This window comes from Bradyrhizobium sp. USDA 4461 (genome assembly GCF_054055655.1).
Window position 1 is genome coordinate 7,115,188 of the sequence record NZ_JBSRXM010000001.1, and the last position, 15,882, is coordinate 7,131,069.

The following is a 15,882-nucleotide window of genomic DNA, read 5'->3' on the forward strand; positions in this document are numbered from 1 at the left end:
GGATTCCCTCAGTCCTCAAATTTTCTGGCTCGGGCGATCAGACGCCGAGATAGGTATGCAGCTTATCCATGTTGGCGGACAGCTCCGAATTGGCGAAGCCGTCGATCACCTTGCCGTGCTCGACGATGTAGTAGCGGTCGGCAACGGTCGAGGCGAAACGGAAATTCTGCTCGACCAACAGGATCGTAAATCCCTGCGACTTCAGGCGCGCAATGGTGTGCCCGATCTGCTGGATAATGACCGGCGCCAGGCCTTCGGTCGGCTCGTCCAGCATCAGGAAGCGCGCGCCGGTGCGCAGGATGCGCGCGATCGCCAGCATCTGCTGCTCACCGCCCGACAGCTTGGTGCCCTGGCTGGTGAGGCGCTCCTTCAAATTGGGAAACAGCGTGAAGATCTGGTCGAGCGGCAGCCCGCCCGGACGCACCACCGGCGGCAGCAGCAGGTTCTCCTTCACGTCGAGGCTGGCGAAGATGCCGCGCTCCTCCGGGCAGAACGCGATGCCGAGCCGCGCGATTCTGTCCGACGTGGCGCGGATGATCTCCTTGTCGTCGAAGCGGATCGAGCCGGAGCGCTTGTTGATCACGCCCATGATCGACTTCAGCGTGGTGGTCTTGCCGGCGCCGTTGCGGCCGAGCAGCGTCACCACCTCGCCGGCTTTCACGTTGAAATTGATGCCGTGTAGAATGTGCGATTCGCCGTACCAGGCCTGCAAATCCTTGACCGCCAGCACCTCGGCGCCGGCCGCGGCCACCGGCTTCTCCGCGAGATTTGCCTCAGCCATGACCCGCTCCCAGATAGGCTTCCTTCACGCGCTCGTCCTTGGAGAGGTCGGCGTAGTTGCCCTCCGCCAGCACCTGCCCGCGCGTCAGCACGGTGATGATGTCGGAGAGGTTGGCCACCACCGAGAGGTTATGTTCGACCATCAGGATGGTGTATTTGGCCGAGATCCGCTTGATCAGCGCCGCGATCTTGTCGATGTCCTCATGGCCCATGCCGGCCATCGGCTCGTCGAGCAGCATCATCTCGGGGTCGAGCGCGAGTGTCGTTGCAATTTCAAGTGCGCGCTTGCGGCCGTACGGCATCTCGACCGCCGGCGTGTTGGCGAATTCGCTCAAGCCGACATCGTTCAGAAGCTCGTGCGCGCGCGGATTGAAGCGGTCGAGCACGCTCTTGGAGCGCCAGAAATCGAATGACGAACCATGCTGGCGCTGCAGCGCCACGCGCACATTTTCCAGCGCTGTCAGATGCGGAAACACCGCAGAGATCTGGAACGAGCGGACGAGCCCGAGCCGCGCCACGTCGGCGGGCGGCATCGCGGTGATGTCCTGGCCCTTGTAGCGAATCTGGCCGGCCGACGGCTTCAGGAACTTGGTCAGCAGATTGAAACAGGTCGTCTTGCCGGCGCCGTTCGGCCCGATCAACGCATGGATACTGCCGCGACGCACCTTCAGCGCGACGTCGCGAACGGCAAAGAAACCGGCGAATTCCTTGGTCAATCCGCTGGTTTCGAGGATGAACTCATCGGCCAAAAAGATTCCCCCATACGCCATCGCCGCGAAGCGCCTCGCCCGCGTGGCCAGTTTTTTCATGTCAGACAGGTCGTCGGTCCGTCTTGGAAACCGTCCGGCGCCCGCCTCCTCCGGGCCGGAATATGCCGTCATCTGCGGCAGTTACGCAAGGTGGAAAGCTGTGCAGTGCAGTATCGGCACGGCTTGTTCCGGTTGATCCTTAGTCGAATGGTATTTCCGCGGGCTTTGCGCCTCGGAAAGCCACCATTAAGGGTGTTTTGCTCCGCAGTCCGGCATTCATAGAATATTTCCGCCTTCTCGCCGAAGCTTTGGCCATTACATGATGAGCGGCACCAGCCTTGCATTTCCACAGCGCCAATTCCTCGGTCGTCAAGTCGATCCGGCAACGTGATGTCCTCAGCACGTGGCTGCGGCTTTATGCCCGCGGCCCGACCATCCCGCGCGTCGGCTAGCCGATGCCATTCACAAGCGCCGATCCATCGGTGATCAAATCGATCACGCAGCGCGTGCTGCTGAATGCCTGGCTGCGCGCGTTGCGCACGCCGGACGCGCTTCCCACGCTCGACGATTTCCACACCGACGGCAGTGCCGACGAGCGCGCCGACATGATGGGCTTCGACGTCGAGGGCAGCGGCGACGCCGCCCGTTTCATCATCACGCAGGAAGGCGCAAGGCTAACGACCGCCTATGGCAACGAGCATGTCGAGCCGCGGCTGCGCACCAACCGCTATCTGGATGATGCGATCGGCCCGGAGCGTTATGCCGGCGTGATCCGGTCCTATCGTGCCTGCCTGGCGCGAAAGCGTCCGACCTATACGGTCGCTGAAGTCACCGACGCCGACGGCAAGGATGTCTCCTACGAACGGCTGCTGCTGCCGTTCGGGCGCGGCGACACCGTCGAGCACATCATCGGCTCCTACAAGGCGATCAGCATCGAGGGCGGCTTCCGGCTGCACAATCTGATGGGCGTGAAGGCGAAGTCGGTCCCAGTCGTCACGGTGCGCGCGGTGATCGACCGCAGGTTCGTGCCGGCGGTCCGCCCCGCGAGCCAGGATTCGGTCGAGCTGACGTAAAGCGCTTTCGAGCTAAGGGGAGCGGCACCAAACATTCAGTGTCGTCCCTGCGAAAGCAGGGACCCATAGCCACCGAAGGCCATTGTTGCGCAGGGCTGGGGTCACAGCCTTTCAACAATTAGATCCTGTGGTTATGGGTCCCTGCTTTCGCAGGGACGACGTCGGACATGTTGTCCCGCCTTCAGACCGGTCATCCGAGGAGCCCGCAGGATGTGGGCGTCTCGAACGATGTAGGCCACCGACGGGACCTCATGGTTCGAGATGCGCGGAGCCTGCCGGCATCAGCCCTTCTTGCGCGCTTTCGCCAGCACTTCCTTGGCATAGATATCCGGCTTGAAGCCGACCACGCGCTTCAATCCGAGGTCGAGCACCGGACGCTTGATCATCGAGGGCTGCTCGGCCATCAGCGCCACCGCCTTGCGCTCGTTCAGCCCTTCCTTGTCGGCATCGGGCAGCTTCTTGAAGGTGGTGCCGGCACGGTTGAGCAGCGTCTCCCAGCCGACCTCGTCGCTCCATTGCTTGAGCTTGTCCTTGGCAATCCCGGCCGTCTTGTAATCGTGGAAATCATAGGCGACGCCGTGATCGTCGAGCCAGCCGCGTGCCTTCTTCATGGTGTCGCAGTTCTTGATGCCGTAGATGGTGATGGTCAAAGCCGTACCCCGCATGCGATTGCCGCGGGGAAACTAGCCTCGCAGCCATCGCAGCGCCAGATCGAAGCTATCAGGTCTCCACATCGATCTTGGCGGCACGTGTCTAGACCTTGCTGACGTCGATGATCGCCTGCACGAAGGCCTGCGGCGCCTCCTGCGGCAGGTTGTGGCCGATGCCGCCGGCGAGTTGGCGATGCTCGTAATGCCCGGAGAACTTCCTGGCATAGGCCGCGGGCTCCGGATGCGGCGCGCCGTTGGCATCGCCTTCCATCGTGATGGTCGGGATCGCGATCACGGGCGCCTGGGCCAGCGTCGTCTCGAAGGCGTCGTACTTGGCCTCGCCCTCGGCGATGCCGAGCCGCCAGCGGTAATTGTGGATCACGATCTCGACGTGGTCGGGGTTCTCGAACGCGGCGGCGCTGCGGTCATAGGTGGCGTCGTCGAACTTCCACTGCGGCGAAGCGAGCTGCCAGATCAGTCTGTTGAAGTCGTGCCGGTTCCTGGCATAGCCCTCGCGGCCGCGCTCGGTCGCGAAATAGAACTGGTACCACCATTGCAGCTCGGCCTTCGGCGGCAGCGGCAGCTTGCCGGCCGCCTGGCTGCCGATCAGGTAGCCGCTGACCGACACCATCGCCTTGCAGCGCTCGGGCCAGAGCACTGCCATGATGTTGGCGGTGCGCGCACCCCAATCATAACCGCCGAGCACCGCCTTCTCGATCTTCAACGCGTCCATCAGCGCGATGATGTCGGCGGCGACCGCGACCGGCTGGCCGCTGCGCTTGGTATCGCTGGAGAGGAAGCGCGTGCTGCCGTAGCCGCGCAGATGCGGCACGATCACGCGATAGCCGGCCTCCGCCAGCGCCGGCGCGACGTCGGCATAGCTGTGGATGTCGTAGGGCCAGCCGTGCAGCAGAATGACAGCAGGACCTGACGCCGGACCCATCTCGACATAACCGGTATCGAGCACGCCGGCCTTGATCTGCTTCACCGGACCGATCGTGGTATGGCCGCCGGCCTTGACCGCGGGCGCCGCCGCCTTGGACTGCTCCTTGGATTGCGCGCTCGCCGATCCGATCAAGCCAAACCGGGACGCGGCGAGGATCCCGCCGGCGATGCCGAGGAAGCGGCGGCGTTGCTGGTTGGTGGGTTGGGACATGGCGATCTCCTTAACTCTGGTGTCGAAATCACTATCGCAGAGACCGCCCCCGCCCGCTTTCAGAGGACATGGATTTGTTCTTCAGACCGTCTTGATTTTGGCTTCCGTCGGCCTGTGCTAGCTTCCGCTCCGGATTCAGCCGCCGCCTGCCGGACTCTTCGAATTGACTTACCATTTCAACGACTTGACCCTCGATTCCGAGCGCCGGGAGCTGCGCCGCGGCGCTGCCCTGGTGGCCGTCGAGCCGCAGGTCTTCGACCTCCTGGAATTCCTGATCCGCGCGCGCAATCGCGTCGTCAGCCGCGACGAGGTGCTGGCCGCGGTCTGGCACGGCCGGATCGTCTCGGAGGCGACGCTGAGCAGCCGGGTCAACGCGGCGCGGACCGCGATCGGCGACAATGGCGAGGCGCAGCGGCTGATCCGCACCCTGCCCCGCAAGGGCCTCCGCTTCGTCGGCGATGTCCGGGAGGACAGCGCGTCCGCTCGTCCGGTTGCCGACAACGCCGCGCCGCCGCGACCGAGCGAGGGCCCGTCGATCGCGGTGCTGCCCTTCACCAACATGAGCGGCGATCCGGAGCAGGATTATTTCGCCGACGGGATCGCCGAGGACATCACCACCGCGCTCGCCCGTTGCAGCCGCCTCACCGTGATCGCGCGCAACTCCGCCTTCACCTACAAGGGCAAGGCGGTCGATATCCGCCAGGTCGGCCGCGAGCTCGGCGTCGGCTATGTGCTCGAGGGCAGCGTCCGCCGCGGCGGTGATCGCCTGCGCATCACCGGCCAGCTGATCGACGCCACCTCCGGCGCGCATCTGTGGGCCGATCGCTTCGACGGTGCGGCGAACGACGTGTTCGACCTGCAGGATCGCATCACCGAGACCGTGGTCGGCGCGATCGAGCCGACGATGCTGGTCGCAGAGGCCGAGCGGGTGCGGGCCGCGCCACCCGACAAGCTCGACGCCTACGATCTGCTGCTGCGCGCCTACAGTCTGAGGTACGAGTTCACGCCCGAGAGCATGGAAGCCGCGCTCGATTGCCTCGACCAGGCGCTGGCGCTCGATCCGACCTACGCGCCCGCGCTGGCGGCGTCGGCCTATTGCCATGCGATGCGCCATGTCCAGGGCTGGCTGAAGCCTGACGACTCCTACCGGGAGCGCGCGGTCGCGCAGGCCTGGCGCGCGGTGGAGCTTGCGCCCGGCGATCCGCAGGTGCTGTGGATGGCGGCGTTCGCGATCTGGAACATGGCCGACGAGATCGAGCCCGCGCGCGAACTGTTCGAGCGCTCGCTTGCGATCAATCCGAACTCGGCGATGGCGCTGGTGCTCGGCGGCTGGATCGAGGCGATGCGCGGCAACCAGAACGTTGGCCGCGCGATGATCGAGCGCGCGCAACGGCTCAACCCGCGCGACCCCCGCGGCTGGTTCGCGTCCGCGGCGCTCGCGATCTGCGCGGTGCTCGACCAGAATTTCACCGAGGCGGTGACGTGGGCCGACAAGGCGCTGGCGCAGAACCGTCGCTTCGCAGTCGCCCTCCGCGTCCTGATCGTGGCTCTGGTCAAGACCGGCGACTCCGCGCGCGCGACCCAGACCGCGCGCGAGCTGCTTAAGGTCGATCCGGAGTTTTCGATCTCCAGCTTCCTGTCGCGGATTCCGTTTCCGGTGCAATCGATGTCCGCGACCTATCGTGAAACGCTGAAGGCGGCCGGCGTCCCGGACTGACACCGCTCGGGAGGACGCGACGATCATTCGCGATGCGCCCGAAAACCAACGCGCTATGCTGACTTTGAGTTTTGTCGAGTTGACCCGTAGGCAACATCGCCTCGCGAGCCCTACCAATTCGGTAGTAATGGCCGGGTTGCCCGTCCGCTGATAGGATCGACCTGTCCAAGCAAAGGGGCGCCTGATGGTTCGGCTTCTTCTTTCGGTCGCGTTGTTCATAACGTTGTCTGGCATGGCATTTGGGCAGACAGCTCCAGCGCCGGAGATCGCCCCAAGTGGAAAGTTACGCGTCGGCATGATTGACATCACCGTGCTCGGTGGCGTGGCTGAGCCGGTCTCGCGGTTCATTGGGCAGAAGCTCGGCGTGGCGGTCGAACCCGTGATGTATCCTAGTCCGGATGCATACCAGCAAAGCTTCGGCAAAGGTGAATGGGACGTCGCAATCGGACCCCGAGTTCTTGCTCCTGCCGATAAGTCCACCTCTACCGCCGACCTGTGGGTCATTAGTCTCATCTATGTCGCGGCGCCAGGAAAGGAATTCCCCGACATCCCCTCGGTCGATAAGGCCGGTGTCAAGATCGGCACCATTCGCGGAGCTCCCTCGGAGCGCGTGCTCACCCGGGAGATCAAGGCGGCCGAGATCGTCCGTATCCCACTCAGCCCGACCATCGCGGCTGACGCGGCCGAGTTGCTGCGCTCGGGCAAGGCGGACGTATTTGGGGCGGACTCCGGGGTCGGATACCCTGCAGCCAATGCGTTGCCCGGTGCCAAAATCGTACCCGGCGCATTTGCGATGGTTCGTGTGGCGGCCGCGCTTCCGAAAGATCGCTCGGCAGAGGTGCAGGCTGCACTTGCGGCGCTCGTCGATGAAGCAAAACGGACGGGTGTAGTGCAGAGGGCGATCGACGCGACAGGCCTCAAGGGCGTGAACGTTGCTAAGAATTGACTGTATGACCCGCGACCACGTGCCGATCATGGCGGCTGCTCAGTTCGCTCAGCACTGCCATGCTAACAGGAGCAAGACTGATGAAAATCTTGCGCGCAATTTTTGCCGCATGCTCGATCGTGGCCTTTGGCGCTTTCGCTATGACGTCCGACGCGAGAGGTCAGATGCAGTCGCTCAAGCAGCGGCTGGTCGGTACATGGACCCTGATCGCCTGGGAGCAGAAGAAGCCTGACGGTACGATCGTCAGGCGCTACGGGACCGACCCGAAGGGCATTGCGTTCTTTGATACGGATGGGCGATACATCATAACGGTGATGAAATCAGACCGCCCCAAGTATACGAGCAACGCCTTGTGGCAAGGTACGCCCGAAGAGAACAAGGAAACGGCCGACGGAACGATAACCTATTTCGGAACGTATTCGACCAACGAGGCAGATAGTAGCATCGCAATTCACGTCGAGGGAAGTTCCTTTCCAAACTGGAATGGCACCGATCAGAAGCGCCTCGTTAGAATTGTGGAGGATCAACTGTCGCTGACTGTCCGTCCTCCCGGTAGGGACGTTGTCGACGTGATTTGGAAGCGAGCAAAGTGAATGGCTCGGGCGATTCCGCTGCTGTCCGTTGCGTTATCCATGGCGCAATTCCTGGTGTGATCCTCAATCTTGCGAGCCAACCTGCTGTGATCTGCCTGGGGGCGCCATACCGATCGACATTCGCGGGTGATTAAAACCACAGAGCAGGAAGTACACCGTATGCCTTCGCGCCGTAGTTTTCTGACCGGCACCGTCGCGACCGGCGTCGCGCTGTCAATGCAGCACGCCGTGACAACGGTCGCGCAGCAAAAACGGGTGATCGTTGATTCGCAGGTTCACCTGTGGCCGGCGAGCACCCCGCAAAGACCCTGGCTCCCCGGTGCCAAACCGCAGCTTCCGGAGCCCTTCACCATCGAGCGAATAATTCCGCTGATGGACGAAGCCGGCGTCGATCGCGTCGTGATCGTTCCGCCGGCGTCGCTCGAAGGCGAGCGCATCGACTATGCCCAGGAGGCGGTCAAACGGTACCCCGGCCGCTTCGCCATCATGGCGCGTGTCGCCCTCGACAAGCCCGACCGCGCGGCACGGCTTGCGAGCTGGCGCGACCAGCCCGGCGTGCTCGGCGTGAGGCTGAACTTCGGCCCCGGCGAAGCGGCATGGCTGACCGACGGGACCGCGGACTGGTTCTGGCCGGCGGCGGAGAAGGCCCGCCTGCCTGTGATGTTTCTCACATCGGGCCAGACATCGCTGTTCGCCGGTATCGCCGAGCGACACCCGCAACTTACGCTCATCATCGACCACATGGGCGTCGGCGCGGGTCTTCGCCCGCATGCCGATTCATCGGGATCCGCAAGCAACAACGTGGTGGCGGAAGCCATCGTCCAGGCTGCCGCGCTCGCAAAATATCCGAATGTGTCGGTGAAATTGTCGTCGGTCCCGCTGATTTCGACTGAACCCTATCCATTCCGTGACGTGATCCCGCATATCCACCGCCTGTTCGACGCCTACGGGCCGGAGCGATGCCACTGGGGGACCGACATAACCAATTCATTCGCGAGAGCCACCTACCGGCAGCGCGTAACGCAATTCACGGAGGAGCTTCCGTTCCTCAGCGAGAGCGACAAGAACTGGATCATGGGTCGCGCAATCCTGGCGCGGCTTCGCTGGACTTGAACCAAGTTGCTGCCGAGTCCGCTCTCGCCCTCGGCGACTTCGGAAGATGGCGGCTTTTCCGCAGGAGCGAACGCTTGGGCAATTTCGGAATACTAGAAGAATACCTTGATGCCTCACGTGTCAAGTTGCCTGGTCGAACGTCCGCCTTCTGGGAGGCTGATCACGGCCCAGGCGACGCCATCGCCGAGGTCGTTGATGCGACCATACGACAGCAGGAATGGAACCGGCTCACGGCGAGCTTGTATTCGCGCGAGAAGTGCATATACTCGGATTATTCGATTAGCCGTTGCGCCTTGTTGAATGGTCAAAGCGGCCCTCCTCCAAAGACATCGCCAGTTGAATGGATAACGCGCGATCCTGCGCACGATGGCGCATATGCGCATTGGAGACGACAAGATGACGACAGGTACAGTGAAGTGGTTCAACGGTCAGAAGGGCTTTGGTTTCATTCAGCCGAGCGATGGCAGCAAGGATGTGTTCGTTCACATCAGCGCCGTCGAGCGCGCCGGTTTGTCCGGCCTGGCTGAGGGCCAGAAGCTCTCTTTCGAGCTGAAGACCGACAAGATGCGCGGCAAGACGAGCGCAGAGAATCTCCAGCTGGCTTGAAACAGTTCGGGATGTCGCGCCTGACGCGTTTTCCTGAGATGGGCCAACATCGGCCCAGCACAACGTCGCAAGCCGGTGGCGTCATTCTCACGGATGTACTGGGATGACGTCGCAGCCCGCTCGATCCCTCTCGGCTGAGGATTGGGCGGGCTTTGGCGCCTTTATGGGAAAGGATCAGCGATGGCCAGGAACCCGCCAGAGTCCTCGCCCGCAAGCCTTGCGCTCGCCGAGCGCAAGCGTATTGCGGCCGAAGAAGGCGCGCGTGCGATCGCCGACGTACAGCGCGAGGCGCAGGCCATCCGCAAGAACATGGAACGGCTGCGTGCGCTTCGCGAAGCCCGCGACGTCGAGGCTGCGGCCAATGCGGCGCCAGCTGCACGGCTCGCCAAGAGGACGCCACGGGCCAAGCGCGTGGCGAAGCTTTCCTAGTCGTCCCAGATCAACTCCCAGCATCAAATGCATCGATAGAGATGCACGACGACGCCCGCTCCATTCGGAAGCCTCAGATACGAGGCGGCTCACGTTGCAGGGGCATCGCTTCAGGTCGCAAAACAGCACATCGCGCTTTCTGCCATTCGGATTATCTGACGCGTGCCGTGGGAATACCGTTCAAGGTGTCCTGGCCTTTGTGGTGATAAGAAGAACTGGTAGCAAACTGCATTTGGATGTACTGTCACTCATCACCGGCCGAGGCTCTGCCCGTAGGCGTCGGTGGCTGAGAGACCCGCCAGCGCTCCCGCCTGCATATGCGATGGAGCGCGCGCATGGCCGGTCGGCACAGCGTCAATCGATTAGAACAAGCCTGGTTAGACCTCGCTGCACAGTCACGCGAAGCGATCCAGCGCTCGATCAGGTTGCTCAAGGAGACCTCACCTCCCGACACCTTCATCGGCCGCAAAACGCAGGAACCCTTCCCGCCGGAGGAAGGTGGCAGCGGCAATGAAGGGTGTCACCGTACCCCGCCGCATTAGGCTGAAATTGATCCGTCTATCGAGACCGCCAAATCGGTTAAGGGATTGCCTCGGATGCCCCGCAACGAACGTCGGCTCTGGTCGCAGGAGGAGGATGAAAAGCTCCTCAAATTGCGCGCTTCGAATTTGAGTATCCGGCTGATAGCGCTCGAACTCGGGCGATCGGAGGCAGCGATCAAGCTGCGCTTCAGCCATTGAGAAAGGTCTCCGGTCGCGTCCACGAACCGCAGCGAAGCGGACCATCAGCGTCCGGTACTGCAGCGCTGAGCAACGATTTACAAACTCGCCCGATCAGCAAGGCAGCAGCCGGCGCGACGAAATGCGCCGAATACTGCAAAGCAATGGGATTCGTGAATCGTCCATCTCCGAAGCACTCACGATGCAAGGCTCGGCGTCGCCCCTCGAACTTGCTCGACAGTGGCTCTACCTTTGAATGATACATCTGGATCGATCCAATCACCTTGCGCGAGAACAGGTGCTGCGCGCGAAAGCAGCAATAGACGTTTCGCGGGCGGTACTGGATGCGAGGTCGTCCGGAATCATCGGCCGGGCCGCTCGCAATGAACAGCTCGGTGAGAGACCTGCGCACGGCGGCGGAAAGCCGCTCAGAGAACGCGGCTCTTAATGTCTCGGTCCGTACAGCACGAACGCGGCATGAAACACCAGCATCTTGTCGGCACGACATCCACTGCCACGTCATCTTTATGGCAAGCTCTCTGATCTAATCGGCGTCGTAACCAAGGCCCGCAAGCAGCATTGGCCCGGATCCAGACGAAACCGCGCGCGGACGATGGAGGGTCGATCATCGGGACAGCGGTATCGTGCGCGGCGGCAAGTGCATCTATGATGCGACCTCAGAAGGCGGCTCGTCGCCGCAGATGCGCTGGTGATCAGCCCTTCACGAGGGGACACCCGCCATCTTGCAACGGTCGGAAGGCTTCTGCTGCCGGGATGGTGGCGCGCACTTTGTAGAAGTCGCCGAAGTATCTCGATTCGGCGGGTGCTTTTACCTCAAAGAGATACATGTTGTGGATTTTGCGTCCGTCCGCCCGGATGATTCCTTTGCCGTAAAGACGGTCGTCGGTCGGAATCTCCTTCATTTTGGCGGCGACGGCGCGGCCATCCGCGTCAGACTTTAGCGCTTCGACCGTCTTGAGATAGTGAGTCACGGCCGAATAGACACCTGCTTGGGCCGAAGTGGGGACCTTGCCCGGGCGCTCAACCTGCCAGCGTTTCGTCCAGATGCGGTTGTTGTCGTTCATGTCCCAATACCAGGCCTCGGTCAAAACGACGCCCTGCGTTATCGGCAGACCAAGGGCTGCGATATCGCTCACCCACAACAGCAGACCTGCGATATTCTGCCCTCCTCTGACAACTCCAAACTCGGCAGCCTGCTTGATCGCATTTGTAGCGTCTCCGCCGGCGTTAGCGAGACCGATCACCTTGGCCTTGGAGGCTTGTGCTTGGAGCAGAAACGACGAAAAGTCACTGGTGTTGATCGGCACCCGGACCTTGCCCAGCACTTTTCCGCCATTGGCTTCAACGACCGCCCCTGCGTCACGTTCAAGAGCATACCCAAACGCATAGTCGGCGGTGACGAAGAACCAGGTATCGCCACCCGTCTGTACCGTCGCCTTGCCGGTACTATTGGCGAGCGCCCAGGTATCGTAGACCCAGTGAATGGTATTGGTGTTGCACTTCGGACCGGTGAGGTCCGACGTTGCCGCGCCCGTCACCAGGAACAGCTTGTTCTTTTGGCGGGCGATCTCGCTCACGGCCAGTGAAACGCCGGAATTCATGCCGTCAACGATCACGTCGACTTTTTCGACGTCGAACCACCTGTTGGCAATGCTGGCGCCCACGTCAGGCTTGTTTTGCATGTCGGCGCTGACGATTTCGATTTTCATGCCCTTGGCAGTTGCACCAAAATCTTCGACCGCGAGCTTAGCAGCCACGACCGCGCCAGGACCGCCGATGTCCGAATAGATGCTCGACATATCGGTCAATACGCCGATCTTGACGACGTCATCGGTATATTGCGCGTCGGCCGAATTGTTCACGAGAGCGGCCGCGACCAAGATCACACTGAAAATCGTTTTCATGTGCTACCTCGCAACTACGCCGCCATGCACGCTATCAGATTTTTCCGATCCGAGCGAGCGCTACCAAACCGTGGCGTGATTTGCTGCGGTTGCACAAAGGCGGCGGTATGGAAGCGTCGCTATCGAGGGCGCATGATGCGCTCATAGCTCCGCGGATATTCGTCACCCTGCAGTGGAGGCCCTTCCCACGTCAGGGGTTCACGACCTCAGCCGCGGCGGCGAACATGGCACGTTTCCCGCTCCGCCCGCGACTGATGGACCATATGCAGAAGCTCGTGCAATTTCGGTATTTTAGAAAAATACCCCTGAGTTGCCCGACGTGTCAAGCCGTTCGGCCGAAGCCGGGCGCCGCCGGCTCCTTTGCATGGGGTTGTTCCTCGGTATTTTGGTTGCCTCCCTGCGACGGCCCCTTTCCTTCATGTTGCTCCGCCGGTCCCGCCCGGCTCCAGCGCCTCGCCGAGTTCGAGCGGATGCGCCATGGTCTCATGCAGCGCGTCCTTGTCGAGCTCGCCCTCGGACAGGCTGATCACGACGCAGGCGACGCCATTGCCGATCAGATTGGTGAGCGCACGGCACTCGCTCATGAACTTGTCGATGCCGACCAGGATCGCGATCGACTGGATCGGAATGTCGGGCACGATCGACAGCGTCGCGGCGAGCGTGATGAAGCCGGCGCCGGTGACGCCGGAGGCGCCCTTCGAGGTGATCATGGCGATGCCGAGAATGCCGAGCTCCTGCCAGATCGTCAGATGGGTGTTGGTGGCCTGCGCCAGGAACAGCGTCGCCAGCGTCATGTAGATGTTGGTGCCGTCGAGATTGAAGCTGTAGCCGGTCGGCACCACGAGGCCGACCACCGAGCGCGAGGCGCCGAGATGCTCCATCTTCTGGATCATCTGCGGCAGCACCGTCTCCGACGACGAGGTGCCGAGCACGATCAGGAGCTCGTCCTTGATATAGGCGATGAAGCGGATGATGGAGAAGCCGGCCAGCCGCGCGATCGCACCCAGCACGATCAGCACGAACAGCACGCTGGTGAGATAGAATGTGCCGATCAGCGCTGCCAGATTGACCAGCGAGCCGAGGCCGTAGGCGCCGACCGTGAACGCCATCGCCCCGAACGCGCCGAGCGGCGCGACGCGGACGATGAGCCGGATGATGCCGAAGAACATCTTGGCGGCCTTGTCGATCGCCTCGGCGATCGGCTCGCCGGCCTTGCCCATCAGCGCAATGGCGAAACCCGACAGGATCGAGATCAGCAGCACCTGCAGCAGATCACCACGCGCCACGGCGCCGAAATAGCTGTCCGGAATGATCGCCATCAGATGGGCGACGATGCCCTGCTCTTTTGCCTGCGTGACGTAGGTGGAGACCGACTTCGGATCGATGGTGGCGGGATCGATGTTGAAGCCGTGGCCCGGCTGCAGCAGCTCGCCGACCAAAAGCCCGACCGCGAGCGCCACCGTCGACACCACCTCGAAATAGATCAGGGTCTTCAACCCGACCCGGCCGACCCGCTTGAGGTCGCCCATCGAGGAGATGCCGTGCACCACGGTGCAGAAGATGACAGGCGCAATCATCATCTTGATCAGCGCGATGAAGCCGTCGCCGAGCGGCTTCAATTGCTTGCCGAGGCCGGGATAGACGTGGCCGATCAAGACGCCCGCGACAATCGCGATCAACACCTGGATGTAGAGGATCTTGTACCAGGGCTGATGCTTGTGATGGGCTGCGGGCTTGATCGCGTCTGTCGTCATGAGGTGCCCCGGGCTGGAAGTGAACTCGAACTCGTGATGCCATCTTGGCGGAGCCGCACGCAAGCGACAATGGCCATTCGGGTCGCCGCGCACGCACACGAATCTGTCATAGACTGCGGCCGGCTCGCATCCGGAGGCTGACGATGGAATTCACCGCATTGTTTCTCGCCATCACCATCGCCATGCTGGTGGCCTGGCGTGGCCCGCGTCCGGTCGCGATCGGATTGTTCGCGGTGATCCTGGTTGCGTGCATCGCAACCTTGCTGCATCACGCCACCGACCACCTCACGCTGTCGTTCTGAGGCCGGCCATGACCGACACCCGGGCCGTGAGCCTGAATGCGCTGGCGCTCTATGGTCTCGCGCTGCTGCTGGCCGCGGCCTTTGCGGCGCAACTCGTGCTGCACGAGCTGCCCTGCCCGCTGTGCCTGTTGCAACGCACTCTGTTCGCGCTTCTGGCGATCGGACCGATCCTGAACATCCGCTTCGGACCGCGGCCGAGCCATTATGCCTTGTCGCTGCTGACGGCGGTGGTCGGCGCATCGGTCTCGACCCGGCAGGTGCTGCTGCACATCCTGCCCGGCGACGCCGGCTACGGGTCGGCATTGCTCGGCTATCATTACTATACGTGGGCGCTGATCGGCTTCATCGCAGCGATCGTCCTGCTCGCGGCGATGCTGCTGTTCGACCGCCAGTTCGATCACCGCACAGGACAAGGCACCGCGCCCGGCAAGTTCGCGCAAGGCGCCGTGTGGCTGGTGGTCGGGCTGACGGCGCTGAATGTGCTTTCCACCCTGCTCGAATGCGGCCTCAGTGCCTGCGCCGACAATCCGATCGTCTACGAGCTGCTGAAGCGCACTTAGGTGCGCTTCGGAATATTCAAGCCGCGCTCCACCGCCGGCCGCTTCAGACCACGCTCCAGCCAGGCCGCAACGTGGGTGAAGCGGTCGAACTCGACGAGTTCGCGCGCACCGTAGAAGCCGATCAGATTGCGCACCCAGCCGAGCATCGAGATGTCGGCGATGCTGTATTCATCGTCCATGAACCATTGCCGCCCCGCGAGATGCGCCTGCATCACGCCGAGCAGGCGCGCGGACTCGGCGACGTAGCGCTGCAACGGCCGCTTGTCCTCATAATCCTTGCCGGCGAATTTGTGGAAGAAGCCGACCTGGCCGAACATCGGCCCGATGCCGCCCATCTGGAAATGCACCCACTGGATCGCCTGGTAGCGGCGCGCGGCATCCTCAGGCAGCAGCTTGCCGGTCTTGTCGGCGAGATATTGCAGGATCGCGCCGGATTCGAACAGCGGCAGCGGCTTGCCGCCGGGACCGTTGGGATCGAGGATCGCCGGGATCTTGCCGTTCGGATTCAGCGACAGGAACTCCGGCGTCTTCTGGTCGTCCTTGTTGAAGTCGACGAGATGCACCTCGTAGGGCAGCCCGATCTCCTCCAGCATGATCGAGACCTTCACGCCGTTCGGCGTCGGCAGCGAATAGAGCTGCAGGCGGTCGGGATGCTGCGCGGGCCAGCGCTTGGTGATCGGAAAGGCAGACAGGTCGGGCATGGATGAACTCGTCGGAGGGCGGGCGTTTGGAGGGCCGAACCAATCTAGGTGATCCGGCGCGCCGATTGAAGCCCGCCCCCTCCGCGATTATTCAGCGTTCCGGCGCGAT

The 15,882-nt window shown here is 62.6% G+C and carries 18 protein-coding genes; 11 read left to right on the forward strand and 7 right to left on the reverse strand.

Annotated features, from left to right (window positions below; genetic code table 11):
• Positions 1-37: 37 nt before the first annotated feature.
• A complete protein-coding gene (locus tag ACVINW_RS33590) occupies positions 38-781 on the reverse strand; it encodes an ABC transporter ATP-binding protein (RefSeq protein ID WP_456755233.1) in 744 nt (247 codons plus the stop codon).
• On the reverse strand, positions 774-1,529 hold the full coding sequence (locus ACVINW_RS33595; protein WP_456756557.1) for an ABC transporter ATP-binding protein: 756 nt from the start codon (positions 1,527-1,529) through the stop codon (positions 774-776). The genes ACVINW_RS33590 and ACVINW_RS33595 overlap by 8 nt, the downstream gene beginning before the upstream one ends.
• Positions 1,530-1,984: 455 nt before the next feature.
• On the opposite strand from ACVINW_RS33595, the gene ACVINW_RS33600 reads away from it, so the two are divergent.
• Positions 1,985-2,602, forward strand: a complete 618-nt coding sequence (locus ACVINW_RS33600) for a hypothetical protein (protein WP_456755234.1) — start codon at positions 1,985-1,987, stop codon at positions 2,600-2,602.
• Positions 2,603-2,883: 281 nt separating this feature from the next.
• On the opposite strand, the gene ACVINW_RS33605 is transcribed toward ACVINW_RS33600, so the two are convergent.
• Both ACVINW_RS33605 and ACVINW_RS33610 read right to left on the reverse strand, forming a co-directional pair.
• Complete coding sequence (locus ACVINW_RS33605; protein ID WP_456755235.1) at positions 2,884-3,267, reverse strand: ArsC family reductase; 384 nt, start codon at positions 3,265-3,267, stop codon at positions 2,884-2,886.
• A gap of 88 nt (positions 3,268-3,355) precedes the next feature.
• Positions 3,356-4,408 carry an alpha/beta fold hydrolase gene (locus tag ACVINW_RS33610; RefSeq protein ID WP_456755236.1) on the reverse strand — a complete coding sequence of 351 codons (1,053 nt, stop codon included), beginning with the start codon at positions 4,406-4,408 and terminating at the stop codon, positions 3,356-3,358.
• 163 nt (positions 4,409-4,571) lie between these two features.
• Here ACVINW_RS33610 and ACVINW_RS33615 point away from each other — a divergent pair, with 163 nt between their 5' ends.
• The 8 genes from ACVINW_RS33615 to ACVINW_RS33650 all read left to right on the forward strand — a co-directional run bounded on the left by ACVINW_RS33615 (position 4,572) and on the right by ACVINW_RS33650 (position 10,552).
• Positions 4,572-6,125 carry a winged helix-turn-helix domain-containing tetratricopeptide repeat protein gene (locus ACVINW_RS33615; protein WP_456755237.1) on the forward strand — a complete coding sequence of 518 codons (1,554 nt, stop codon included), beginning with the start codon at positions 4,572-4,574 and terminating at the stop codon, positions 6,123-6,125.
• A gap of 184 nt (positions 6,126-6,309) precedes the next feature.
• The gene (locus tag ACVINW_RS33620; protein WP_456755238.1) at positions 6,310-7,071 is read left to right on the forward strand and encodes a hypothetical protein; all 762 of its coding nucleotides are present in this window, start codon (positions 6,310-6,312) and stop codon (positions 7,069-7,071) included.
• Between the two features lie 80 nt (positions 7,072-7,151).
• Positions 7,152-7,664, forward strand: coding sequence for a lipocalin-like domain-containing protein (locus ACVINW_RS33625; RefSeq protein WP_456755239.1), 513 nt, complete (start codon positions 7,152-7,154; stop codon positions 7,662-7,664).
• A 159-nt stretch (positions 7,665-7,823) separates the two neighbouring features.
• Complete coding sequence (locus ACVINW_RS33630) at positions 7,824-8,777, forward strand: amidohydrolase family protein (RefSeq protein WP_456755240.1); 954 nt, start codon at positions 7,824-7,826, stop codon at positions 8,775-8,777.
• 396 nt (positions 8,778-9,173) lie between these two features.
• Positions 9,174-9,383, forward strand: coding sequence for a cold-shock protein (locus ACVINW_RS33635; RefSeq protein ID WP_456755241.1), 210 nt, complete (start codon positions 9,174-9,176; stop codon positions 9,381-9,383).
• Between the two features lie 180 nt (positions 9,384-9,563).
• Positions 9,564-9,812: a hypothetical protein gene (locus tag ACVINW_RS33640; protein ID WP_456755242.1), complete on the forward strand. Its 249-nt coding sequence runs from the start codon at positions 9,564-9,566 to the stop codon at positions 9,810-9,812.
• Positions 9,813-10,147: 335 nt separating this feature from the next.
• Positions 10,148-10,354: a hypothetical protein gene (locus ACVINW_RS33645; RefSeq protein WP_456755243.1), complete on the forward strand. Its 207-nt coding sequence runs from the start codon at positions 10,148-10,150 to the stop codon at positions 10,352-10,354.
• A 54-nt stretch (positions 10,355-10,408) separates the two neighbouring features.
• Positions 10,409-10,552: a hypothetical protein gene (locus tag ACVINW_RS33650; RefSeq protein WP_456755244.1), complete on the forward strand. Its 144-nt coding sequence runs from the start codon at positions 10,409-10,411 to the stop codon at positions 10,550-10,552.
• Between the two features lie 692 nt (positions 10,553-11,244).
• Here the strand turns inward: ACVINW_RS33650 and ACVINW_RS33655 are convergent.
• Together ACVINW_RS33655 and ACVINW_RS33660 are read right to left on the reverse strand one after the other, a co-directional pair.
• On the reverse strand, positions 11,245-12,456 hold the full coding sequence (locus ACVINW_RS33655; protein ID WP_456755245.1) for an ABC transporter substrate-binding protein: 1,212 nt from the start codon (positions 12,454-12,456) through the stop codon (positions 11,245-11,247).
• A 416-nt stretch (positions 12,457-12,872) separates the two neighbouring features.
• A complete protein-coding gene (locus ACVINW_RS33660) occupies positions 12,873-14,210 on the reverse strand; it encodes a dicarboxylate/amino acid:cation symporter (RefSeq protein WP_456755246.1) in 1,338 nt (445 codons plus the stop codon).
• Between the two features lie 143 nt (positions 14,211-14,353).
• On the opposite strand from ACVINW_RS33660, the gene ACVINW_RS33665 reads away from it, so the two are divergent.
• Both ACVINW_RS33665 and ACVINW_RS33670 read left to right on the forward strand, forming a co-directional pair.
• A complete protein-coding gene (locus tag ACVINW_RS33665) occupies positions 14,354-14,512 on the forward strand; it encodes a DUF5993 family protein (RefSeq protein ID WP_456755247.1) in 159 nt (52 codons plus the stop codon).
• 8 nt (positions 14,513-14,520) lie between these two features.
• Positions 14,521-15,072, forward strand: coding sequence for a disulfide bond formation protein B (locus tag ACVINW_RS33670; protein ID WP_456755248.1), 552 nt, complete (start codon positions 14,521-14,523; stop codon positions 15,070-15,072).
• On the opposite strand, the gene ACVINW_RS33675 is transcribed toward ACVINW_RS33670, so the two are convergent.
• On the reverse strand, positions 15,069-15,773 hold the full coding sequence (locus ACVINW_RS33675) for a glutathione S-transferase family protein (protein WP_456755249.1): 705 nt from the start codon (positions 15,771-15,773) through the stop codon (positions 15,069-15,071). The two genes, ACVINW_RS33670 and ACVINW_RS33675, sit on opposite strands and share 4 nt — an antisense overlap.
• Positions 15,774-15,882 lie beyond the last annotated feature (109 nt).